This is a genomic window from Oceanibaculum indicum P24 (assembly GCF_000299935.1).
Classification (GTDB): Bacteria; Pseudomonadota; Alphaproteobacteria; order Oceanibaculales; family Oceanibaculaceae; genus Oceanibaculum; species Oceanibaculum indicum.
Genome location: NZ_AMRL01000009.1, coordinates 69,273 through 91,207, shown reverse-complemented (window position 1 = coordinate 91,207; position 21,935 = coordinate 69,273). Strand labels below are relative to the sequence as shown.

The following is a 21,935-nucleotide window of genomic DNA, read 5'->3' as shown; positions in this document are numbered from 1 at the left end:
CGCCTCAGGGAACCGCCTTTTCCTCAGATTCGATCTCGGGAATTTCCGTGCGTTCCTCGGGCTCGCTGCCGGTCAGCAGCTCGACCGCGCGGTCAGCAGCATCCTGAAACGGCTCCAGCACGATATCGGCGCCGGAGGTCAACAGCGCTTCCGTGTCGGCGCCATGGTGCGAGGTCACCACGATCTTGCCGGTGAAACCGGCCGAGCGGCAGACCTGCAACAACGTCGCCTGGGTATCTTCGTAGCTGACGCCCTTGATGTGCATCGGGATGGTCGCAACGATCCATTGCGCGCCGGCCAGCGGCAGATGGCCGATGAACTCCGGATCGCTGGCGTCGCCATATTCGCCTTCCATCCCCAGCATACGCCAGCGCCGGACGGCTACCGGGTTGAAATCCACGCCCAGCACCTTGATGTCGCGCTTGTTCAGCCGCATGCCGATGGCCGTGCCGAAGCGCCCCAGGCCAAAGATCACGACCTTGTAAGGGTCCTTCTGGCTGTGCGTCGCATCGGTTGGCTCGCTCGGCGTGCCCTTGCGTTCGAACATGCCGAGAAACGGCTCGAACACGGCATAGAGCTGATGGGAGTAGGTGATCATGTAGGTGGAGGCGGCGATGGTCACGAGGCCGACCATGGTGACCAGCCCCAGCGCATCGGCTTCGACATGGCCCAGCGTCACGCCCATGGCGATGAAGATGAGCGAGAACTCGCTGATCTGCGCCACCGTGAGCCCGGCCAGGAAGCCGGTCCGCTTGCGGTAGCCCATCGCCCCCATGATCGCCAATACGATCAGCGGATTGCCGAGCAGCACGAACAGCGAGAACACGATGGCGCCGGTCACATGGCTACCGAGCAGCGACAGGTCCAGCGTGGCACCCAGCGCAATGAAGAAGAACAGCAGCAGGAAATCGCGCAACGGCGCAAGCCGCGCCGCGATGGTTTCCCGGTAGGGGGTGGAGGCCAGCGAGATGCCGGCCAGCAGGCCGCCCACCTCCTTGCCCAGACCGACGAAATCCCCGATGGCCGCGAACAGTGCCGCCTGCGCGATGGCGAAAATGACCAGCAGTTCCGGTGCACGCGCCAGCTTTTCTGTCAGGGGCGTTGCGACATAGCGCACGAACAACGCCACAAAACCCACCAGCGCAACCCCGGACAGCAGAACAAGCATGATATTGCCATCGCCATGGCCGCCGCCTGCGCCAATCCCGATGGCCGACAGCACGATCATCGCGAGGACGACCACGAGGTCCTGCACGATCAGGAAACCCAGCGCGATCTGGCCATGCAGCGAATCGATCTCGCGCTTGTCGGACAGCAGCTTCACGATGATGATCGTGCTGGAAAAGGTCAGCGCCACAGCGACATAGAGGCTGGTCAGCGCGTCCAGCCCAAGCGCCAGTCCGATCAGGAAGCCGAAGATCGAGGTGAAGGCGACCTGACCCAGGCCGGTCATCAGCGAGACCACGCCCAGCGAGCGGATCAGCTTCACATCCAGCTTGATGCCGACCAGGAACAGCAAGACGGCAATGCCCAGTTCCGAGAGAAGATCGATCTGCTCGTCCGAATGCACCACATCCAGGGCGGACGGCCCGGCAATCAGTCCGACGGCGATGAAACTGACGATCAGCGGCTGGCGCAGAATGATCCCGATGAAGCCGATGACGGCAGCCATGACCAGAAGTGCCGCCACCTCGCCGAAAACGGATTGCCCGAAAATCTCGATCAAGGCTGTTTCCCCTGCGGCCGATTCACATTCCTGTCTGCCCTTTCACGGCCAGCGCCAAACCATTAGCATTGATTGCTTTTCGTCGCATCCGGCTTCGATGCGATCTTGGACGAATGGGAAACAGGCGCATGAAGCGGATTCTGGCAGCCACCGACTTCTCCAACCGCTCGGAGCAGGCGGTGCGGCGCGCGGCGCTTCTGGCTAAACAGCATGGAGCCGGTCTTGCGCTGATCCATGTGGTCGACGACGACCGCCCTGCCCGTCTTGTCGAGATCGAGCATCAGGCTGCCGCGCTGCTGGTTGATGAGCGCGCGCGCACACTGCGCGATGACGGGATTGAGACATCGACCATGATAAGCGACGGCGCCCCGCCCCAGGCGCTACTGGCCGCCGCAGCCGAAACCGGCACTGATCTCATCGCCATTGGCGCGCATCGTCGCCACCTTCTTAAGGATGTCTTCCTCGGCACCACCGCCGAGCGGATCATCCGCCAATCGACTGTTCCCGTGCTCATGGTCAATAGGGAGCCTGCGCTCCCCTATCGTCATATGCTGATCGCTGTCGATCTGTCCGATGCTTCCGAACTGGCTGTCAAAGCCGCCATCAGGCTTGGCTTCGACCGCCATATGGCGGTTTCCGTACTTTACCTGTTCGAAGCGCATGCCGCCGGCCTGATGATTCGCAGCGCAACGCCGATGACGGAAATCCGCAAGTATATGAACCAGGAAGCGGAAGCAGCGGGCGCTGCGCTGCGCGCTTTCCTGAAGAAAACCGGCGTCGCGTCAATCCATCCGGTTGCGCAGCCGGCCGCCGGACCAGTCGCCGAATCGATCTGCACGACAGCCAGGGAATTGGACGCTGACCTGATCGTCGTCGGAACGCAGGGAAAAACCGGCATGTCCCGTGTGATGCTGGGCAGCGTCGCGGAGGGGGTACTGCGCCAGGCCGACCGCGATGTGCTGGCCGTGCCGTCGCCCCTGCCGGGCTGAGCCGCCGCTCACCGCAACGAAAAAGGCCCGCGCCATGAAACGCGGGCCTGTCGTTATTGCAGCCGAAGATGTTTACGCCACCGTCAGCGACACTTCGATATTGCCCTTGGTCGCGTGCGAGTAAGGGCACACGACATGCGCCTTCTGCACGAGGTCCTCGGCGGTCTTCCGGTCGATGCCCGGAATGGCGATGGTGAGGTCGGCCTTGATGCCGAAGCCCTGCCCGTCATCGCGCGGGCCGATGCCGATCGCGGCGGTGACGCTGGTGTCTTCCGGCACCTTCACCTTCTCCTTGCCGGCGACGAATTTCAGCGCCCCCAGGAAGCAGGCCGAATAGCCGGCGGCGAACAACTGCTCCGGGTTGGTGCCGTCGCCACCGGCGCCGCCCATCTCCTTCGGGGTGTTCAGCTTGACGGCAAGGGTACCGTCCTTGGTGGCCGACTTGCCATCACGGCCGCCGGTGGAAGTCGCTTCCGTCGTGTAGAGGATTTTCATGATGTCTCTCCTTTTTGCCTATGGGCCTGTTGCTTGATGAACTGGCTGAATGGGGTTGGATGCCCGTCTGATGAACAGAACATAGGGCGCCATTTATATTGTGTCAAATTTAATTTTGTAAAATTTATTTGCCGGCAATCCTTGCCATTCCCGCCCGCCATCCCTAATGAAGGAGGCGTGACGACAGGAGCAAAGAGCATGAGCGCGAAACCGGACGGAAAAGAGGCAGGTCCACAGCAGGATATGCTGCGGCTGGACACGCAGCTGTGCTTTGCCGCCTATTCCACGGCACATGCCTTCAACCGGCTGTACCGCCCGCTGCTGGAAAAGCTGGACCTGACCTACCCGCAATATCTGGTCATGCTGGTGCTGTGGGAACGCGACGGGCTGACCGTCACCCAGCTCGGCGAGCGGCTGTTCCTCGATTCCGGCACGCTGACGCCGCTGCTGAAGCGGCTGGAGAGCGCCGGCCGCATCGCCCGCACTCGCGACCCCGCCGACGAGCGCCGCGTGCTCATCACTCTGACCGAGGCCGGAAAGGCACTGCGCAGCGAGGCGCAATGCATCCCGCCGCAAATCGGCGTGGCCCTCGGTCTGAGTCCAGCGGAACTGGCGGCGCTGAAGACCGGCCTCGACAAGCTGCGCGCCGCGCTGAACGCCGATGGAGATTCCGCATGACCATCCGCATCGTCCGCCTCGGCTCGCCCCGCCTGCCCGGTGAAGGAACGCGCATCGGCGCGGTGCGCCGCCTGCCGCGCGGCGTGCGCAAGGAACGCTACGCCGCCGATGACTGGTTCGATGTCTGGTATCCGGAACTCTCACCCAGCGCCGATCTGGTGGCCAAGGCGCGTGGCGCGGAGACGGACAGGGAATGGGCCGATTTCGTGCGCGCCTTCCGCAAGGAGATGGAGGAGCCTGCCGCCCGCCGCACGCTCGACCTTCTGGCCGCCCTGTCGAGGGGCGCCCACTTTTCGCTGGGCTGCTATTGCGAGACGGAGGCACACTGCCACCGCTCCGTCCTGCGCGCGCTGCTAAACGAACGCGGCGCGGACATCGCCTGAAACCGCCGAATCGCTATTCCCTCGGCGCGCCCAATATCGTATTTGGCTACCCATGCAATGGCGGCTGCCGGACACCCTCTGGAGCCGCCTTCAAAAAATCCATAGGAGCCAACATGTCGAACCGCAAAGCGCCTGTCGACCATCCGATCCTGCCCCTCATGCAGGAGCGCTGGAGCCCGCGTGCCCTGACCAACACCGCCATTCCGGCAAACAAGCTGCTGACCCTGCTGGAAGCCGCGCGCTGGACTCCGTCGGCCAGCAATATCCAGCCCTGGGGCTTCATCATCGACGAGGCCGGCAGCGCCAGCTTCGAGCAGACGCTGACCTATCTGAAGCCGGGCAACCTGCCCTGGGCGCGTAACGCCGCCCTGCTGGGCATCGCGCTGGTGAACGAGAACCGCCCGGACGGCACCCGCAACCCGCATGCCGAATATGATGTCGGCCAGGCCGTCGCCTTCCTGACCCTGCAGGCGCAGCAGGAAGGCCTCTATGTGCACCAGATGGCCGGCTTCCTGCCGGAGAAGGTGCATGAGCATGTCGGCCTGCCGGAAGGCTGGCGCGCGCTGACCATGTTCGCCATCGGCGGGCTGGGCGACGCAGCAAGCCTGCCTGAGGAGATGGCCCAGCGCGAGACCGCGCCGCGCGTGCGCAAGCCGCTGGCCGAGTTCTGCTTCCGCGCGGCATGGGGCAAGGCGCTCTGACCTGATGCCCAGCCGGGTTCCCCCTCCCGTGACGGGCTTCCGCGCGGGAGGGAAAACCTGCCTTCACCGCTGACTGTCAACTAACCCTTCAAACCGCCCCGGAAAGATGTCAATATTAATTGACACTCACTGGTCTGGCGGTTGTCATGTCGAAGCCTTTCCCATTCTCGGCCATCGTCGCCCAGCAGGCGATGAAGCAGGCATTGCTGATGGCCGCCGTGGAGCCGCTGCTGGGCGGCGTACTGATTTTCGGCGACCGTGGCACCGGCAAATCGACGGCGGTGCGCGCCCTTGCCGAACTGTTGCCGAAGATCGAAACCCGCCAGGGCTGCCGTTATAACTGCCTGCCGAACGAGCCGCAGGAAGCCTGCCCGGTCTGCACCCCGTCCAAGGGGGCCAAACCGCCGCCGGTGGTGAAAACCCGCGCGCCGATGGTCGATCTGCCGCTGGGCGCCACGGAGGACCGGGTGTGCGGCGCGCTCGACCTGGAGCGTGCGCTGGTCGCCGGCGAAAAGCATTTCGAGCCCGGCCTGCTGGCCGCCGCCAATCGCGGCTTCCTCTACATCGATGAGGTGAACCTGCTGGAGGATCATCTGGTCGATCTGCTGCTCGATGCCGCCGCGTCGGGCGTAAACATGGTCGAGCGCGAGGGGCTGAGCATCCGCCACGCCGCGCGCTTCATCCTGGTCGGCAGCGGCAATCCGGAGGAAGGCGACCTCCGGCCGCAGCTGCTCGACCGGTTCGGCCTCGCCGTCGATGTGAAGAGCATCGACGACCTCGATGCCCGCATCGAGGTGATCCGCCGGCGCGACGCCTACGAGACCGACCCGGACGCCTTCCGCGCCAGCTGGGAGAAGCGCGACGCCGCGATCGGCACGAAGGTCGTGAAGGCCCGGAAGATCCTGCGCCAGGTGCAGATCCCCGACAGTGTGATGATCCGCATGTCGCAGCTCTGCCTGCGGCTTGGCATCGATGGCATGCGCGGCGAGCTGACCCTGATGCGGGCCTGCCGCGCGGCGGCGGCGCTGGATGGCCGGACCGAGGTGAGCTGGGACGACGCCGCCGAGATCGCACCGATGGTGCTGTGCCACCGGCTGCGCCGCGACCCGCTGGACGATGCCGGCAGCGCGCCGCGCATCGAACGCGCGCTCGCCAGCTTCCACAGTGGAAACGGCCATGCCTGACGGCGGCGCCGCCCTGACCGCTGCGATTTCGACACATCCGGGTGTGGCCTACTGGCGCGACGCGCTGCTGGCCATCCGGATCGCGGCGCTGGGCGGGAATGCCATCGGCGGCATCTGGGTGAAAGCCCGGGCCGGCGGCGCGCGCGAGGCCTTTCTGGAACGGCTGCGCGCGGCATACCCGGCCACCTGCCCGTGGGTCCGGCTGCCTGCCACCGCGACGCCGGACACGCTGCGCGGCGGCATCGATCTGTCCGCCTCGGCGGCCGCCGGCAGGCTGATCCCGCAGCGCGGCCTGCTGGCCAAGGCACAGGGCGGCGTGCTGCTGATCCCCATGTCGGAACGGCTGGAGCCGGCGGCGGCGGCGATCATCGCCGACGCCATGGACCGGGGACAGGATCGTTTCACGGTCATCGCCCTCGACGAATCGGCGGAGCCGGAGGAGAGCCTGCCGCCTGCGCTGGCCAACCGGCTGGGCCTGCATGTCGATCTCGGCCCGGTCAGCTGGCGCGAGACAGAGGCAACTGACGATGTGCCGGAGGCCGCAGGCACGCCTGACTGGCGACGCTGTATCCTTGAAGATTCGCTGCTGCGGCTGCTCGCCAAAACCGCCGAGTCCGCCGGGCACCGCTCCCTGCCCGTCCTGCGGCACCTGGCCCTTGTAGCACGCCTGCATGCCGCGCTGATGCGGCGGGAGCGCGCCACGACAGAGGACGTGCTGGCGGCGCTGCGCCTGTGTCTGGGGCTACGGCCCGACCCGCAGCAGGAACAAGCGCAGCAGGAACAATCCCCACAGACATCCCCAGCGGAGCAGACACAGCAGGCACAACAGCCAGCAGACTGTCCGCCGCCATCGGAAGATGGGACCGAAACCGAGCCCACCGGCCCGTCCGACATCGACCCGACCAGCGAGTGGCTGAGCGAGTCTGAAGCCGGCTCCATCGACGGGCTGCCGGCCTTCGGCGTGGCGGAGCGATCCGCAGCGCCCCGGTCCCGTGCCGGCAAGGCCGGGGCGCTGCAGAAGAACGCGCGGCGCGGCCGGCCCTTCGGCGTCTCGTCCTCCCCCCCCTATCCCGACGCAAGGCCGGACCTGATGGCGACGCTGCGCACCGCCGCGCCCTGGCAGCGCTTGCGGCGGCTGCACCGGGACGCCAGCCTGGCCACCCCGCGCCTGCTGATCCGGCCCGAGGATTTCCGCTACCGGCGGTTGCGCCATGCCGCGCCCTCGACAGCGATTTTCCTGGTGGATGCCTCGGGATCGACGGCGCTGGAACGGCTGGGCGAGACCAAGGGCGCCATCGAGCAACTTCTTGCGCGCTGCTATGTGCGCCGCGACGAGGTGGCGCTGGTCGCCTTTCGCGGCACCGGGGCCAGCATCATCCTGCCGCCGACCCGCTCGCTGACGCTGGCCAAGCGCACCCTGTCGGGCCTGCCCGGCGGCGGGCCGACGCCGCTGGTCTCCGGCCTCGATACAGGCTTCGGCCTCGCCCAGTCGGTGCGAAGGCAGGGCGGTACGCCGATCCTCGTCCTGCTGACCGATGGCAGCGGCAACATCGCGCGCGACGGCAGCCCCAACCGCGCCCTGGCCCGCGAGCAGCTGGGACAGGCGGCAGCGCTGTATCGCGGGCACCGGCTGAAGACAATCTGCATCGACATTGCCCGCCGCCCGCGCGAGCAGGTGGCCGCACTGGCCGCCGATCTCGGCGCCGACCATCATGTGCTGCGCCATGCCAGTGCTGCGGCCCTGTCCGACGTGGTCTATGCCTCAATGAGCGAGAGCCAGCCATGAGCGCCGCCAGCTGCCGGCTCGACTGGGAAACGGAGGGCCACAGCTGGCCCTACCGGCAGCACAGCCAGTTTGTCACGTCGGGCAGGCTGACCTGGCACCTTCAGTTCCATGGACCCGCAGATGCGCCGCTGATCCTGCTGCTGCACGGCACCGGGGCGAGCGGCCATTCCTGGCAGCGTCTGGTGCCGCTGCTGGCAGAGCGTTACCGGCTGATGATCCCCGATCTTCCAGGCCACGGTTTCACCACGGCGCGCGGGCGGACCGACCTGTCGCTGGACGGCATGGCCATGGCGCTACGCGCGCTGCTGGACCAGCTGGGCCTTGTGCCTGACACGGTGATCGGCCATTCGGCGGGCGGTCCCATCGCCATCGTGCTGTCCGGCATGCTCGACCCACCGCCGCGCCGGGTGATCGGCATCAATGGCGCCTATCTGCCGATTCGCGGCAACCGCATCTTCTCGCCGCTGGCCAAGGCGCTGTTCGCCAACCCGCTGTCGGCGGCAGCCTTCGCCCTGCTGACCAGGGCCACCCCACTGGCCGGCAATCTGCTGGCCTCCACCGGATCGCGCATCAACCGCGAGAGTTCGGATATCTACCGCCGGCTAATGCGGATGCCGGGCCATGTCCAGGGCGCACTGGGCATGATGGCCGCCTGGGATCTGGGCACGCTGGACGACCGGATGCGAAAACTCGACATGCCGCTGATCCTGATCGCGGCGCGCGACGACCCGATGGTGCCGGACAACAATTCCCGCCACGTCGCCAAACTCACGCCGCATGCAAGGCTGATCCTGACCGGGCATGGCGGGCATCTGCTGCATGAGAGCGAACCGGCGCAGGTCTGCGGCTGGATCGAGCAGGCGATGGCGGAGCCTGCCCCCAATCCGGAGGCCGGACCATGAACCTCGCCCCGCCCGAACGCGACAGCCGCCCGCATGCGGCGATCATCGGTGCCGGTGTGGGCGGGCTGGCGACCGGTGCGCTGCTGGCGGCGCGCGGCTACCGGGTCAGCCTCTTCGATCCGCTGGACGCGCCGGGTGGCCGCGCCTACGCCCACCGTCAGGACGGCTTCGTGTTCGATGCCGGCCCGACCATCATCACGGCACCCTGGCTGTTCGAGAAGCTGTGGGAGGATTGCGGCGGCCGGATGCAGGACGATCTGGAGCTCCGCGCCTGCGATCCCTTCTACACGATCCGCTTCGATGACGGCACACTCTTCAACTATTCCGGCGATGCCAAGCGGATGGAGGCGGAAGTCGCCCGCATCGAACCCGCCGATGTCGAAGGATATCGCGGCTTCATGGAAGAAAGCCGGGCGATCTACGATGTCGCCTTCACCCAGCTGGCCGACAAGCCATTCCACAGCTTCGCCTTCACGCTGGGGGTGCTGGCACGGATGGTGCGGCTGGGCGGCTACCGCTCGGTCCATGACGTGGTCGCCCGGCATTTCCGCAACGAGAAGCTGCGCACCCTGTTCTCCTTCCATCCGCTGCTGATCGGCGGCAACCCGTTCACCGCCACCTCCTTCTACTGCCTGATCGCGCATCTGGAATCGAAACATGGCGTGCATTACGCGATGGGCGGCACCAACGCGCTGGTGCGCGGCATCGCCAGCCTCGTGGAACGCCAGGGCGGCAGCATCCGGCTGGGCGAGACGGTCGAGGCCATCCTGACCGAGAGCAACCGGGCGAGCGGCCTGCGCCTGGCGTCGGGCGAGGAGGTCGCCGCCGATATCGTGGTCTCGAACGCGGACCCCGCCAGCACCTATGGCAGGCTGCTGAAGCACCATCCGCGCCGGCGCTGGACGGACCGCAAGCTGGCCCGTGCGGATTATTCGATGAGCCTGTTCGTCTGGTATTTCGGCACCGACCGCCGCTATGAGCAGGTGCCGCACCATCTGATGCTGTTCGGCCCGCGCTACCGGGGGCTGCTGGACGACATCTTCCGCCGCAAGAAGCTGGCGGAGGATTTCAGCCTCTATCTGCACCGGCCCACGGCCAGCGATCCGTCGCTGGCGCCCGAGGGCTGCGACAGCTTCTATGTGCTGAGCCCGGTGCCAAATCTGGCCGGCGACACGGATTGGGAGGCAATGGCCGAGACCTACCGCGCCCGCATCCAGCAGCGGCTGGAGGAAACGGTACTGCCCGGCCTCGGGCAGCATATAGTCAGCCAGCGCATTGCCACGCCGCTGGATTTCCGCGACCGGCTGCTGTCCTGGCAGGGGGCCGCCTTCGCGCTGGAACCGCGCCTGCTGCAAAGCGCCTGGTTCCGGCCGCACAACCGCAGCGAAGAGCTGGACAATCTCTATCTCTGCGGGGCCGGCACCCACCCCGGCGCCGGGTTGCCGGGCGTGCTATGCTCGGCGCGGATCGTGGCCGGCCTCGTGCCCGATCCGATGCGACTCCGGGCGGCGGCGGAAGGAACACGGCCATGACAGGAGATAGCGCCGCACCACCCCTGCTGGCGCTGGCACCGCAGCCGCGCCCGGCCTCGGTGAATTACGGATTCACTGGCGACCGGACGGATTTGCGCGCCTGCAGTGCCGCGATCCGGCGGGGCTCCAAATCCTTCCATCTGGCCTCGCTGCTGCTGCCGGTGCGGGTGCGCCAGGCGACCCACGCGCTCTATGGCTTCTGCCGCCATTCCGACGATCTGGTGGACGATCCGCGCGCCGGCCCGGAGGCGCTTGCCCGGCTGCATGACCGGCTGGAGGCGATCTATGCCGGGTCGCCTGCCGCCCACCCCATTGACCGCGCCTTCGCCCGCGTGGTGCGCGACCATGCCATCCCGAAGAGCGTGCCGCTCGCCCTTCTCGGCGGCTTCGCCATGGATATGGAAGGGCGCCGCTACGACAACATCGAGCAGGTCAAGAGCTACGCGACCGGCGTGGCGGCCAGCGTCGGCATCATGATGGCGATGGTGATGGGTGCCGGCGATGTACGGGCGCTGGCCCGCGCCGCCGACCTCGGCATTGCCATGCAGCTGACCAACATCGCCCGCGATGTGGGAGAGGATGCCCGCAACGGGCGGCTCTACCTGCCGCGCGACTGGCTCACCGAGGCCGGCATCGACGCGGATGCCTTCCTGCCCCGGCCGGGCTTTTCCCCGGCGCTGGCCAGTGTGATCCGACGGCTGCTGGAGGAGGCAGACCATCACTACCGGCTGGGCCATGCCGGCATCGAGAGGCTGCCGCCCGACTGCCGGCTGGCGATCCGCACCGCCGCCCTGGTCTATCGCGAGATCGGCAGCCGCATCGCCGCGCACGGCCATGACAGTGTGAGCCACCGCGCGCATACGCCGCTGACGCGCAAGCTGGCGCTGATGCTGAGCGCCCGTCACGCCGATGCAGGGGGGCTTCCTGGCCCCGGCAAGATCGACCTCGACGTACCGCCCGATCCCGCTGCGGCCGCGCTGGTATCGGAGGCGGCAGCCACCTTCGCACTGACCCGCAAACCCGCCACGGGTCCGGCACGGCCGTCCGGCGCCTCGGCCATCGAGCGCGTGACCCTGATCATGATGCGCGTGGAGATGAGCGACCGGGAGGAAAGCCGCGCCCGGCGCCTCGCCGCACGGCGCAAGGCAGCAGCACTTGCCTGAGACTTATTTCGGGCTCATCGAGGCCGGGCTCGTCTTCGGGCTGGCGATTGCCTTCTATGTCTGGCAGCGCCACGATTTGAAAAAGGCAAAGCGAGAGGCCCGTGAGCGCGAGGCCCGCCCCCCGTCCGAGGAGCAAGGCTAGGAACCGGCCCGGCGCGGCATGCGGAAGGGCAGCATCAGCCGCACCATCGGGCTGGCGAGACGGCGGCAATCCAGGCTTTCCTGCATCATCCCGACCTGCTCACCGCCCAGCACTGTTTGCACGAGGCTGCGCCGGTAGAACGGGCTGTCCTCCAGCGTGCATACCATCTCTGGCGTGGCATCGCTGTCGCAGGATATTCCGGCCCGCACACCCCAGAAACCGCGTGGCAGTTCCTGACGCGCAAGGACCGGAACAGGCGTGAGCGCGCCATCGCGAAGCCGCAGGGCCAGATGCCGGCCCGTGCCATCGCGCAGCCGTGCATCGTAGAGGATGAGGGTATCGCCTGCCGCCGTCCGCCCGCGCGCCCAGTCCCAACCGGCGAAGTCGCTTTCCAGCGGCCGGTCGCCCCAGTTGGAATCGTGATAGCCGTGCCCGCGCCAGCCGCCGGCGGGAACGGCATCGGCCTCGACAGTTACGCGTCCGGCGGGCAGGCGCGGCGCCCAATGGTGATGGCCTGCAGGATCGAGCGCGAAACTGTCGTTCGTCACCGTATCCGGCACCAGTCGGATGCTGCCGGCGATGCGGCGCGGCAGCAGGCGCTGGCCGGGCCAGGGCAGGGACATTTCATCAAAGACGATATGCAGCGCCGAACCGTCCATGTGCAGGCTGCTGCCGCCGATCCGAATCCCGTCCGGGCCGCGCGACAGGCTGCCGCGCCCGCGCTCGGTCATTGCCCAGCAGGCGCCGCCCGGCCCATAGAGGGCCACGTTGAAGGCGACATGATTTTCCGGCTCGCGCCGGCCCGCCCAATGGTAATAGGGCGAGAAGACGGAGCCGATAAAGGCGATGACCACCAGCGCGTGCTGGCCGCAATCGCTCACCGCATCGACATACCACCAGCGGTAGCCGCCAGCCGGGACCGGCCGGTCGAACCCATATCCGCCATCAGCCGGTCCGCCGCCAGCTTGCCCGACAGCGCCGCCATCGGCACGCCCGGCCCCGGATGCACGCTGCCCCCGGCCAGATAGAGACCCTGCAGCGGCCCGCGCGATCCCGGCCGGCTGAACGAGGCCATCCAGCCGTGCGAGGCCCGGCCGTACAGCGCCCCACCGCTGCCCGGATAGAGGGCCGCGAACCGGTCCGGCGTGGTAACGATCTGTGCCTCCCGGAGGCGCCCGGCCGTCAGGCCGTTCGCCGCCAGCCGGCGGTCCATTGCGGTAAGGCATCGTTCGATATCGCTTTCCTGATAGAGGCGCCGGTCGCCATCCGCCGGCATGTTCATGAGGGCATAGAGCCGCTCGGCCTCGCCCGCCACCCGTCCTGCTTTCAGCCGGCCGGAGGCGTCGCGGTCCTGGGCGCAGAGATAGATCGTGGGGTCCTCGGGCGGGCGGCCATGGCGGAAGATCGCCTCGAACTCGCCACGGTAATCCTCCGAGAAGAACACCGTATGGTGCGCCAGAGGCACGCCGCGCGGCTTGGCCGGCCCGCACACCACCAGCGCCGACAGGGACCGCCCGGCTGGCTGCGGCTGCGCCGGCTGGCCGAGCAGGGCTCCCAGCGCGGCGGCATCGCCATTATAGATGACCTGGCTGGCCGGGATGAATTGCCCGCTTTCCAGCTCGACGCCCGTCACGGCCCGCCCGGCACTATCGCCACGGATCGTCCGCACCGACGCGCCATAGCGGAAGGTAACACCCAGCCCCTCGGCAATGGCGGCAAGCCGGCGCGCCAGCGCATGCATGCCGCCCTCCACCAGCCATAACCCGTCCTGCTCGACATGGGCGACCAGCATCAGCGTTGCCGGCGACAGGAAAGGCGAGGAACCGCAATAGGTGGCATAGCGCCCGAACAGCTGGCGCAGCCGGGGATCGGGGAAATAGCGGCCCAGCGCCGACCACAGGGTGGTGAAGGGTTGCAGGGCGAACAGCGCGCCCGGCCGGTGCAGGCCGATGCGGTTCGACAGCGACACCGGGTTGGGCCGCGCCGCATCGATGAAGCTGTCGCGCAGCAGCGCGAAGACGCGCGCGCTATCCTCGGCAAAGCGCCGGAAGCCCTCCGCATTGCGCGCGCCGGCGAAATCACCGATGGCGCGGCGGCTCTCTTCGGGGTCGGCGACCAGGTCGAGGCAGGCCCCGCCCTTCCAGTAATGCCGGGCGATCACATCCGCGCGGGTGAGACCTAGCCCGTCTTCCAGCCGCAGCCCGCAGCGCGCGAGCAGTGCGTCGAACACCCATTTCATGGTCAGCACCGTCGGCCCGGCATCATAGGCTTGTCCGGCCGTCGTGACCTGCCTGAGCTTGCCGCCCGGCCCGTCCGCCGCCTCCAGCACCAGCACGCGATAGCCGGCAGCCCCCAGCGCGATGGCCGCGGCCAGCCCGCCGGCCCCGGCGCCGACAATCACGATTTTCGGAGTATCCGCCTTCACCATGGGCCGCTCCGGACGAGGCATTTTGAGTCTAGGTGTCAATTATTTTTTACAGTACACTATGTATAAGTAAATTTACAAACGTGCGCAGGGAGACCGCCCATGGATATCGCTGAGCGCATCGAGACCGGCCTTCACATGGCCTTGCATCATTCCACATCGGGCCGCTGCCCGGCGAAGCTGGCCGGCGCGCTGCGCCACGCGGTCTTCCCAGGCGGCGCTCGCATCCGGCCCCGACTGTGCCTTGCGGTGGCGCTGGCCTGCGGCGACCGGCACGCCCGCGCGGCGACGGCGGCGGCGGTGGCCATCGAGCTGCTGCATTGCGCCTCGCTGGTGCATGACGACATGCCCTGCTTCGACGATGCGGCGGTGCGCCGTGACAAGCCGACCGTTCATGTCGCCTTCGGCGAGGAGATCGCGCTGCTGACCGGTGACGGGCTGATCGTGGCCGCCTTCGAGACGCTGGCGCGGGAGACCATGCTGACACCCGCGCTGACCGCGCCGCTGGTCGCCACCATCGCCACGGCGGTTGGATCACCGCACGGGCTTGTCGCCGGTCAAGCCTGGGAGAGCGAGCCGGACATGCATCTCGGCAGTTATCACCAGGCCAAGACGGCCTCCCTGTTTGTGGGCGCGGTCTCGGCCGGTGCCATTGCCGCCTCCGGCAATCCGCGTGACTGGATCGCCCTCGCCAAGGCGCTGGGCGCGGCCTATCAGGTGGCCGACGATCTCTACGACACGGTTGGCGAAACCGGCAGCATGGGCAAGCCGGCCGGGCAGGATCAGCGTAACGGCAAGCCGAACATCGTCGCCCAGCTGGGTGTCGAGGATACGCTGCGACATCTGCGCAAGCTGGTCGAGACGGCGGCGGACAATGTGCCGGACTGCCCCGGCGCGGAGAGCATGAAGGCAATGATCCGCAAGGAGGCGACGCGTCTGATGCCGGCCAAGCTGCCCGCCAGCGCCGCCTAGGCCCGCCATGGCAGGCGGCGCCGGCATAGCGGAACCCGCGCGGGAGACGCAACCGGCCCCGCCACCGTCGCTGGCGATCCGCCTGCGGCACTGGCGCAATCGCCAGATCGGCTCGCCCGGCTTCCGGCGGCTGATGGCCCGCCTGCCAGTTGCCCGATGGATCGCCAACCGCAAGGCCAACCATCTGTTCCGGCTGACCGCCGGTTTCGTCCACAGCCAGATCCTCGGCAGCTGCGTGCGGCTGGACCTGTTCGGCCTGCTTGCAGATGGCGGCCAGACGACCGGCGCGCTGGCACAGGCCTGCGGCCTCGATCCCGCGCGGCTGCGGCTGCTGCTGGAGCAGGCCGAACGGCTGGCGCTGGTCCGCGAGATGGCGCCGGATTTCTGGATGCTGGACGATGCCGGCGCGGTGATCGCGGGCGATGCCGGGCTGGCCGCGATGATCCGCCACCATGACATTTTCTACCGTGACCTCGGCGATCTCGACGGGCTGCTGCGCGGCACGGCAGGCGACACCGAGCTTGCCCGCTTCTGGGCCTATGCGCGCGGCGGGGATGCCGCCGGGCTGGATACGGCAGCGGTGGCCCCCTATTCATCCCTCATGCGGCTCAGCCAGGCGATGATCGCCGATTGCGTGCTGGGCGCGCATGATTTCAGCCGGTATCGCTGCCTGCTGGATATCGGCGGCGGCGATGGCGCCTTCCTGGCCGAGGCCGGCGGGGCGCATCCTGCGCTCGAATTACGGCTGTTCGACCTGCCCGCCGTCGCGGAACGGGCGCAACAGCATCTGGCTGAACAGGGCTTGGCGGGCCGCAGCCGCGTGCAGGGCGGCGACTTCGTCCAAACTCCCCTCCCCAATGATTCCGACTGCGTCACCCTGATCCGCATCCTGTGCGACCATGATGATGACCGGGCCCGCCGCATCCTCGGTAACCTGCACCGCTCCCTGAAGCCCGGCACGCATCTGGTGGTGGCGGAAGCGATGGCCGGCCCGTCAGAGGGCGCACGCCTCGCGGCCAGCTATTTCTCGCTCTACTTCCTCGCCATGGGGTCCGGTCGCTGCCGCGGCACGGGCGACATCATGGCCCTGCTGACAGAGGCCGGATTCCAGGCGCCCCGCATCGTACAGACCGCCAATCCGCTACTCGCAACGCTGATTGTTGCGCGCCGTTGACGGCAGATTCCATCCTTAATGTGTAAATATTAATTGACACTCTTAAATGTAAATTTACTATGACAGTACGCATTTGGGTTTCTGCTGTCCGAAAGGACACAAGTCATGCAAACCGACGCTATCGTTTTCGAGAGGCCTGGGACGCTCGACGTCCGGCGCGTGTCGCTCAGCCGGCCCGGTGAAGGCGATGTCGTTGCTGAAACCCTGTTCAGCGGCATTTCCACCGGCACCGAAAAACTCCTCTATGAAGGCGCCATGCCCAGCTTCCCTGGCATGGGCTACCCGCTGGTTCCCGGCTATGAGTCGGTAGCGCGGGTGATCGAGGCCGGCCCCGCTTCCGGGCGGCGTGTAGGCGAGACGATCTTCGTACCCGGCGCCAGCTGCTATACCGACGCGGCTGGCCTGTTCGGCGCCAACGCGGCGCGGCTGGTCGTTGCCGGCGCGCGCACCGTGCCGGTCGATCCGCAGATCGCCGAGGAGGCCACCCTGCTGGCCCTGGCCGCTACGGCGCACAATGCCGTCAGCAGGGCCCGCCAGGCACCGGGGCTGGTGATCGGCCATGGCGTCGTCGGGCGGCTAGCAGCACGCATCATCACCGCGCAGGGCCACGAGCCGCCGACCGTCTGGGAGACCGCCTCCGAGCGCCGCGACAGCGGCGGGCTCTATCCGGTTATCGATCCGTCGGAGGATGTGTCTGGCCGCTATGCCGCCGCCATCGAGGCCAGCGGCAATATGGCCGCCCTCGATGCCGCCATCGCCCGCCTCGGTAAGGGTGGCGAGGTGGTGCTGGCCGGCTTCTATGGCGAGCGCGTGTCCTTCGGCTTCGTGCCGGCTTTCATGCGCGAGATTTCCGTTTCCATCGCCGCCGAGTTCCGGCCCGCCGACATCCAGGCCGTGCTGAGCCTCATCGAGGCGCAGCGCCTGTCGCTGGCCGGCCTCATCACCCATCACGCAGCGCCACAACAGGCGCAGACCGCCTATCGGACAGCCTTCACCGACCGAAGCTGCCTGAAAATGGTGATCGACTGGAGGAATGCCGCATGAAACTCGACACAGGCGCCGCTGCCCGCCGTGACATGCACCAGGATCTGCGCGCGGAAGCCGCCATCGAGCCCGATGCCCCGGCAACCGGCCCGGTGACCAAGGAAACCCAGATCATCGCGATCTACGGCAAGGGCGGCATCGGCAAGAGCTTCACGCTGGCCAACCTGTCCTACATGCTGGCGCGGCTGGGCAAGAAGGTGCTGCTGATCGGCTGCGACCCGAAGAGCGACACCACCTCGCTGCTGTTCGGCGGGCGCGCCTGCCCGACCATCATCCAGACCGCCTCGCAGCGCAAGGAAGCCGGGCTGGAGGTCAGCATCTCCGATGTCTGCTTCAAGCGCGACGGCGTGTTCGCCATGGAGCTGGGCGGCCCGGAAGTCGGGCGCGGCTGCGGCGGGCGCGGCATCATCCACGGCTTCGAGACGCTGGAGAAGCTGGGCTTCCACGACTGGGACTTCGACTATGTCCTGCTCGACTTCCTGGGCGACGTGGTGTGCGGCGGCTTCGGCCTGCCGATCGCCCGCGACATGTGCCAGAAGGTCGTCGTCGTCGGCTCGAACGACCTGCAATCACTCTATGTCGCCAACAATGTCTGCTCGGCGGTGAAGTATTTCCGCAATCTGGGCGGCAATGTCGGCGTCGCCGGGCTGGTCATCAACAAGGATGACGGCACCGGCGAGGCGCAGGCCTTCGCAGAGGCGGTCGGCATCCCGGTCCTGGCGGCGATTCCGCAGGACGAGGATATCCGCCGCAAGAGCGCCAATTACCAGATCATCGGCTCGCCCGATTCGCAATGGGGCCCGCTGTTCGAGGCATTATCGATCAACCTCGCGGAAGCCCCGCCGGTTCTGCCGACGCCACTCGACCAGGACGGGCTGCTGGGGCTGTTCGACTCCAGCCAGACCGGTGCCGATTACAGGCTCATTCCGGCCACGGCGGAAGACATGTGCCCGGCCGGCGCGCTGAACAAGCCGTCCCTCGAAGTCATCTACGACACCGTCTGAGCCGAGGCACATCTTATGGACGACCTCACCCTCCAGCTTGACCGCGACACGCTCCGCGATACCGCTTCACCGGTCGCGGACAGCAGCGCTGCCGGCTGTCATGGCGGGGCGGAACTGTCCAGGGCGGCCGCCCGCGCCGCCGGCAACGACGCGCTGATGGACCGGTTCGAGACCGACTATCCGAAAGGCCCGCACGACCAGCCGCAATCCATGTGCCCGGCCTTCGGCTCGCTGCGCGTCGGGCTGCGCATGCGCCGCGTCGGCACTATCCTGTCGGGATCGGCCTGCTGCGTGTATGGCCTGACCTTCACCTCGCACTTCTATGGCGCGAAGCGGTCGGTCGGCTATGTGCCCTTCAGCTCGGAGACGCTGGTCACCGGCAAGCTGTACGAGGACATCGTGGATGCCGTCCATCTGATGGCCGATCCGGCGAAGTTCGACGCGCTGATCGTCACCAATCTGTGTGTGCCCACCGCCTCGGGCGTGCCGCTGCAGATGCTGCCGAAGGATATCAACGGCGTGCGCATCGTCGGGATCGACGTGCCGGGCTTCGGCGTGCCGACCCATGCCGAGGCGAAGGATGTGCTATCCGGCGCCATGCTGGCCTATGCGCGGCAGGAAGCCGCGTCCGGGCCGGTGCAGCGCCCGCGCGGCAACCGGCAGGACAAGCCGACCGTGACGCTGGTGGGCGAGGTGTTCCCGGCCGATCCGGTGGTCATCGGCGCGATGCTGGACCCGATGGGGCTGGCCGCCGGACCGACCGTGCCAGTGCGGGAATGGCGCGATCTCTATGGTGCTTTGGACTGCGCGGTGGTGGCCGGCATCCATCCCTTCTACACCGCCAGCTTCCGCGAATTCACGGCGGCGGGCCGCGATATCGTCGGCTCCGCCCCGGTCGGGCTGGAGGGGACGGATGCCTGGCTGTCGGCCATCGGCGCTGCCTGCGGCGTTGCCCAAGCGAAGATCGATGCCAGCCGCAACGCTATGCGCGGCGCCATCGGGGCCGCATTGGCCGGCAACCGCATCAAGGGCCGGATCACCCTGTCGGGCTATGAAGGTTCCGAGCTGCTGGTCGGCCGGCTACTGGTCGAGCTGGGCGCCGATCTGCGCTATGTCGGCACCGCCTGCCCGAAGACGAAATACAATGCTGCCGATGCCGAATGGCTGGCGGCAAAGGGTGTGGAGCTGCGGTTCCGCGCCTCGCTGGAGCAGGACATCGCCGCCTTCGAGGAATTCCGCCCCGACCTCGCCATCGGTACCACCCCGGTGGTTCAGAAGGCGAAGGAAGCGGCGATCCCGGCGCTGTACTTCACCAACCTGATCTCGGCCCGGCCACTGATGGGCCCGGCGGGCGTCGCCTCCCTGCCGGCGGTCATCAACGCCGCCATCGCCAACAAGTCCCGGTTCGACGCCATGAACGCCTTCTTCGAGGGGGTGGGCAGCGGCGACACGGCGGGCATCTGGCAGGACGTACCGGAGGATCGCAGCGCCTACCGCAAGAAATACGCCGCGCGCACCAGACAGTCGCGCAACGCCGTGGACAGTGGGGAGAGCGTCGGATGCTGATCCTCGACCATGACAGGGCCGGCGGCTACTGGGGCAGCGTCTATGCCTTCACCGCGATCAAGGGGCTGCAGGTCATCATCGACGGGCCGGTAGGCTGCGAGAATCTGCCGGTCACCTCGGTGCTGCACTACACCGATGCGCTGCCGCCGCATGAACTGCCCATCGTGGTCAGCGGCCTGTCCGAGGACGAGCTGGGCCAGCACGGCACCGAGGGCGCCATGAAGCGCGCCCGCCAGGCGCTGGACCCCGACCTGCCGGCGGTGGTCGTCACCGGCTCCATCGCCGAGATGATCGGCGGCGGCGTGACGCCCGAGGGCTCCAACATCGTGCGCTTCCTGCCGCGCACCATCGACGAGGACCAGTGGCAGAGCGCCGACCGCGCGATGAAATGGCTGTGGACCGAGTTCGGACCCAAGGGCGGCAAGGTGCCGGCGGCGCGCAAGCGCGCGGAAGGGGCAAAGCCCAGGGTCAACATCATCGGGCCGATCTACGGAACCTACAACATGCCCTCCGACCTGGCGGAAATCCGCCGGCTGGTGGAAGGCATCGGCGCGGAGATCAACATGATCTTCCCGCTCGGCAGCCATGTGGACGATGTGCGCCGGCTGGCCGATGCCGAGGTGAATATCTGCCTCTACCGCGAATTCGGCCGGCTGCTGTGCGAGACGCTGGACCGGCCCTATCTGCAGGCGCCCATCGGCATCCAGTCCACCACATCCTTCCTGCGCCAGCTGGGCGAACTGCTGGGCCTCGACCCGGAGCCCTTCATCACGCGCGAGAAGCACACCACGCTGAAGCCGCTGTGGGATTTGTGGCGCTCCGTCACCCAGGATTTCTTCGCCACCGCCAGCTTCGCCATCGTCGCCAACGAGACCTATACGCGCGGCGTGCGGTTCTTCCTGGAAGAGGAAATGGGCCTGCCCTGCAGCTTCGCGGTGCCGCGCAAGCCAGGCGCGAAGACCGACAATGTGTCGGTCCGCGACCTCACCCTGTCGAAGACGCCGATGATCCTGTTCGGCTCCTTCAACGAGCGCATGTACCTGGCCGAGACCAGGGGGCGCGGGCGGTTCATCCAGTTGTCCTACCCCGGTGCCATCGTGCGGCGCCACACCGGCACGCCGGTCATGGGCTATTCCGGGGCGTCCTGGATGATCCAGGAAGTCTGCAATTCCCTGTTCGACGTGCTGTTCGACATCCTGCCGCACGCCAATGAGCTAGACGCCATCGAGGCGACCGCCGCCCGTCCGCAGGGCGAGCTGCCCTGGACCGACGAGGCCCATGCGGCACTGGCCGACCGCATCAACAGGGAACCGGTTCTGGCGCGGATTTCCGCCGCCAAACGTCTGCGCGACGCCGCCGAGCGCGAGGCACGTCGCCTCGATGCGGCGGAAGTCGCCAAGCGGCATGTCGATCATGCCGCGCAATCCATCGGAGCCTACGCATGAGCAACGCCCCGATGACAGAAGGCCTGATCCGAAGGGAGGCAACATCATGATCTCTGCGACAGAAAACGGACAATCCGTGCGGAGTTACCACCGTGACCGCGAATCGGATCGCGTCACGATGGGCAGGCTGCTGCTGCTGGTCTATCCGCTGTGCCTCCTGGTCGCCATGGCGGCCCGGATCGGCCGCGTGTTCCGGCACGGGGACGATGCCCCCGGCCAATCCGTTTTCGCCGAGGCCCGCGCCTCGGCCCACGCCGTTGTCGGCTACGCGTTCCACGCATAGCCCGCACATTCGCCGGTGTCCTCGACGCCGGTGAAGCCTCGGGGCGGCCTTCCCTGGAGGACCATCCCGAACCCGGCCGCGGGGGTGCCGCGGCATTCGAGGCAAGGAGGTGAATTTGATGGCGGACTCATCAAACGTTTCGCTTTCGGGTCTGACCGAAAGTGAAGCACGCGAGGTCCACGGCTTCTTCATCCAAGGCTTCATGATATTCACGGCGATTGCGATCGTCGCGCATATCCTGGTCTGGATGTGGCGCCCCTGGATCCCGGGGCCGAACGGCTACGCGTCTCTTGAAGGCGCTACCGAGACGGCCCGGACGCTGCTGTCGATGATCGCATAGG

22 protein-coding genes are annotated in these 21,935 nt (G+C 67.4%); 18 read left to right on the top strand and 4 right to left on the bottom strand.

What is annotated here, in order from left to right; genetic code table 11:
- Positions 1-4: 4 nt before the first annotated feature.
- Positions 5-1,726 carry a cation:proton antiporter gene (locus tag P24_RS09255; protein WP_008944449.1) on the bottom strand — a complete coding sequence of 574 codons (1,722 nt, stop codon included), beginning with the start codon at positions 1,724-1,726 and terminating at the stop codon, positions 5-7.
- 128 nt (positions 1,727-1,854) lie between these two features.
- Here P24_RS09255 and P24_RS09250 point away from each other — a divergent pair, with 128 nt between their 5' ends.
- A complete protein-coding gene (locus tag P24_RS09250) occupies positions 1,855-2,715 on the top strand; it encodes a universal stress protein (RefSeq protein WP_008944448.1) in 861 nt (286 codons plus the stop codon).
- 72 nt (positions 2,716-2,787) lie between these two features.
- Here the strand turns inward: P24_RS09250 and P24_RS09245 are convergent, their stop codons facing one another.
- Complete coding sequence (locus tag P24_RS09245) at positions 2,788-3,210, bottom strand: organic hydroperoxide resistance protein (protein WP_008944447.1); 423 nt, start codon at positions 3,208-3,210, stop codon at positions 2,788-2,790.
- A 198-nt stretch (positions 3,211-3,408) separates the two neighbouring features.
- On the opposite strand from P24_RS09245, the gene P24_RS09240 reads away from it, so the two are divergent.
- From P24_RS09240 to P24_RS20015, 9 genes are all read left to right on the top strand, one after another.
- Positions 3,409-3,888 (top strand): MarR family winged helix-turn-helix transcriptional regulator, encoded by a 480-nt coding sequence (locus P24_RS09240; RefSeq protein ID WP_192813241.1) that lies wholly within the window; start codon positions 3,409-3,411, stop codon positions 3,886-3,888.
- Entirely contained in the window at positions 3,885-4,271 is a 387-nt protein-coding gene (locus tag P24_RS09235) for a DUF488 domain-containing protein (protein ID WP_008944445.1), read from the top strand. The genes P24_RS09240 and P24_RS09235 overlap by 4 nt, the downstream gene beginning before the upstream one ends.
- 113 nt (positions 4,272-4,384) lie before the next feature.
- Positions 4,385-4,972, top strand: coding sequence for a nitroreductase family protein (locus P24_RS09230; RefSeq protein WP_008944444.1), 588 nt, complete (start codon positions 4,385-4,387; stop codon positions 4,970-4,972).
- 146 nt (positions 4,973-5,118) lie between these two features.
- Positions 5,119-6,156, top strand: a complete 1,038-nt coding sequence (gene bchI, locus P24_RS09225) for a magnesium chelatase ATPase subunit I (protein ID WP_008944443.1) — start codon at positions 5,119-5,121, stop codon at positions 6,154-6,156.
- Complete coding sequence (locus tag P24_RS20485; protein WP_008944442.1) at positions 6,149-7,942, top strand: VWA domain-containing protein; 1,794 nt, start codon at positions 6,149-6,151, stop codon at positions 7,940-7,942. The genes bchI and P24_RS20485 overlap by 8 nt, the downstream gene beginning before the upstream one ends.
- Positions 7,939-8,844, top strand: a complete 906-nt coding sequence (bchO, locus tag P24_RS09215; protein WP_008944441.1) for an alpha/beta fold hydrolase BchO — start codon at positions 7,939-7,941, stop codon at positions 8,842-8,844. The genes P24_RS20485 and bchO overlap by 4 nt, the downstream gene beginning before the upstream one ends.
- Complete coding sequence (locus tag P24_RS09210) at positions 8,841-10,376, top strand: phytoene desaturase (protein ID WP_008944440.1); 1,536 nt, start codon at positions 8,841-8,843, stop codon at positions 10,374-10,376. The genes bchO and P24_RS09210 overlap by 4 nt, the downstream gene beginning before the upstream one ends.
- Positions 10,373-11,539 (top strand): phytoene/squalene synthase family protein, encoded by a 1,167-nt coding sequence (locus P24_RS09205; RefSeq protein WP_008944439.1) that lies wholly within the window; start codon positions 10,373-10,375, stop codon positions 11,537-11,539. Before P24_RS09210 ends, P24_RS09205 begins: the two co-directional genes overlap by 4 nt.
- Entirely contained in the window at positions 11,532-11,681 is a 150-nt protein-coding gene (locus P24_RS20015; RefSeq protein ID WP_156816240.1) for a hypothetical protein, read from the top strand. The genes P24_RS09205 and P24_RS20015 overlap by 8 nt, the downstream gene beginning before the upstream one ends.
- Here P24_RS20015 and P24_RS09200 read toward each other — a convergent pair.
- Together P24_RS09200 and crtD are read right to left on the bottom strand one after the other, a co-directional pair.
- A complete protein-coding gene (locus P24_RS09200) occupies positions 11,678-12,562 on the bottom strand; it encodes a carotenoid 1,2-hydratase (RefSeq protein ID WP_008944438.1) in 885 nt (294 codons plus the stop codon). The genes P24_RS20015 and P24_RS09200 overlap by 4 nt on opposite strands.
- Positions 12,559-14,109, bottom strand: coding sequence for a 1-hydroxycarotenoid 3,4-desaturase CrtD (crtD, locus tag P24_RS09195; protein ID WP_008944437.1), 1,551 nt, complete (start codon positions 14,107-14,109; stop codon positions 12,559-12,561). Before crtD ends, P24_RS09200 begins: the two co-directional genes overlap by 4 nt.
- Positions 14,110-14,208: 99 nt before the next feature.
- On the opposite strand from crtD, the gene P24_RS09190 reads away from it, so the two are divergent.
- The 8 genes from P24_RS09190 (at position 14,209) to pufB (ending at position 21,934) form a co-directional block, all read left to right on the top strand.
- Entirely contained in the window at positions 14,209-15,078 is an 870-nt protein-coding gene (locus P24_RS09190; protein ID WP_008944436.1) for a polyprenyl synthetase family protein, read from the top strand.
- A gap of 7 nt (positions 15,079-15,085) precedes the next feature.
- Positions 15,086-16,252 (top strand): methyltransferase, encoded by a 1,167-nt coding sequence (locus P24_RS09185; RefSeq protein WP_008944435.1) that lies wholly within the window; start codon positions 15,086-15,088, stop codon positions 16,250-16,252.
- Between the two features lie 105 nt (positions 16,253-16,357).
- Entirely contained in the window at positions 16,358-17,296 is a 939-nt protein-coding gene (bchC, locus tag P24_RS09180) for a chlorophyll synthesis pathway protein BchC (RefSeq protein ID WP_008944434.1), read from the top strand.
- The gene (locus tag P24_RS09175; RefSeq protein WP_008944433.1) at positions 17,293-18,300 is read left to right on the top strand and encodes a chlorophyllide a reductase iron protein subunit X; all 1,008 of its coding nucleotides are present in this window, start codon (positions 17,293-17,295) and stop codon (positions 18,298-18,300) included. Before bchC ends, P24_RS09175 begins: the two co-directional genes overlap by 4 nt.
- A gap of 15 nt (positions 18,301-18,315) precedes the next feature.
- Positions 18,316-19,866, top strand: coding sequence for a chlorophyllide a reductase subunit Y (gene bchY, locus P24_RS09170; RefSeq protein WP_008944432.1), 1,551 nt, complete (start codon positions 18,316-18,318; stop codon positions 19,864-19,866).
- Entirely contained in the window at positions 19,860-21,311 is a 1,452-nt protein-coding gene (gene bchZ, locus P24_RS09165) for a chlorophyllide a reductase subunit Z (protein WP_008944431.1), read from the top strand. The genes bchY and bchZ overlap by 7 nt, the downstream gene beginning before the upstream one ends.
- Before the next feature lie 76 nt (positions 21,312-21,387).
- A complete protein-coding gene (locus P24_RS20010) occupies positions 21,388-21,594 on the top strand; it encodes a hypothetical protein (RefSeq protein WP_156816239.1) in 207 nt (68 codons plus the stop codon).
- A gap of 118 nt (positions 21,595-21,712) precedes the next feature.
- Positions 21,713-21,934: a light-harvesting antenna LH1, beta subunit gene (gene pufB, locus P24_RS09160; RefSeq protein WP_008944430.1), complete on the top strand. Its 222-nt coding sequence runs from the start codon at positions 21,713-21,715 to the stop codon at positions 21,932-21,934.
- The last annotated feature ends 1 nt before the right edge of the window (position 21,935 follow it).

Excerpts from the sequence above, each read along its gene's own strand:
- P24_RS09250 (WP_008944448.1), top strand. The coding sequence starts at position 1,855 with ATGAAGCGGATTCTGGCAGCCACCGACTTCTCCAACCGCTCGGAGCAG.
- P24_RS09245 (WP_008944447.1), bottom strand. The coding sequence starts at position 3,210 with ATGAAAATCCTCTACACGACGGAAGCGACTTCCACCGGCGGCCGTGAT.
- P24_RS09240 (WP_192813241.1), top strand. The coding sequence starts at position 3,409 with ATGAGCGCGAAACCGGACGGAAAAGAGGCAGGTCCACAGCAGGATATG.
- P24_RS09235 (WP_008944445.1), top strand. The coding sequence starts at position 3,885 with ATGACCATCCGCATCGTCCGCCTCGGCTCGCCCCGCCTGCCCGGTGAA.
- P24_RS09230 (WP_008944444.1), top strand. The coding sequence starts at position 4,385 with ATGTCGAACCGCAAAGCGCCTGTCGACCATCCGATCCTGCCCCTCATG.
- bchI (WP_008944443.1), top strand. The coding sequence starts at position 5,119 with ATGTCGAAGCCTTTCCCATTCTCGGCCATCGTCGCCCAGCAGGCGATG.
- P24_RS20485 (WP_008944442.1), top strand. The coding sequence starts at position 6,149 with ATGCCTGACGGCGGCGCCGCCCTGACCGCTGCGATTTCGACACATCCG.
- bchO (WP_008944441.1), top strand. The coding sequence starts at position 7,939 with ATGAGCGCCGCCAGCTGCCGGCTCGACTGGGAAACGGAGGGCCACAGC.
- P24_RS09210 (WP_008944440.1), top strand. The coding sequence starts at position 8,841 with ATGAACCTCGCCCCGCCCGAACGCGACAGCCGCCCGCATGCGGCGATC.
- P24_RS09205 (WP_008944439.1), top strand. The coding sequence starts at position 10,373 with ATGACAGGAGATAGCGCCGCACCACCCCTGCTGGCGCTGGCACCGCAG.
- crtD (WP_008944437.1), bottom strand. The coding sequence starts at position 14,109 with ATGGTGAAGGCGGATACTCCGAAAATCGTGATTGTCGGCGCCGGGGCC.
- P24_RS09190 (WP_008944436.1), top strand. The coding sequence starts at position 14,209 with ATGGATATCGCTGAGCGCATCGAGACCGGCCTTCACATGGCCTTGCAT.
- P24_RS09185 (WP_008944435.1), top strand. The coding sequence starts at position 15,086 with ATGGCAGGCGGCGCCGGCATAGCGGAACCCGCGCGGGAGACGCAACCG.
- bchC (WP_008944434.1), top strand. The coding sequence starts at position 16,358 with ATGCAAACCGACGCTATCGTTTTCGAGAGGCCTGGGACGCTCGACGTC.
- P24_RS09175 (WP_008944433.1), top strand. The coding sequence starts at position 17,293 with ATGAAACTCGACACAGGCGCCGCTGCCCGCCGTGACATGCACCAGGAT.
- bchY (WP_008944432.1), top strand. The coding sequence starts at position 18,316 with ATGGACGACCTCACCCTCCAGCTTGACCGCGACACGCTCCGCGATACC.
- bchZ (WP_008944431.1), top strand. The coding sequence starts at position 19,860 with ATGCTGATCCTCGACCATGACAGGGCCGGCGGCTACTGGGGCAGCGTC.
- pufB (WP_008944430.1), top strand. The coding sequence starts at position 21,713 with ATGGCGGACTCATCAAACGTTTCGCTTTCGGGTCTGACCGAAAGTGAA.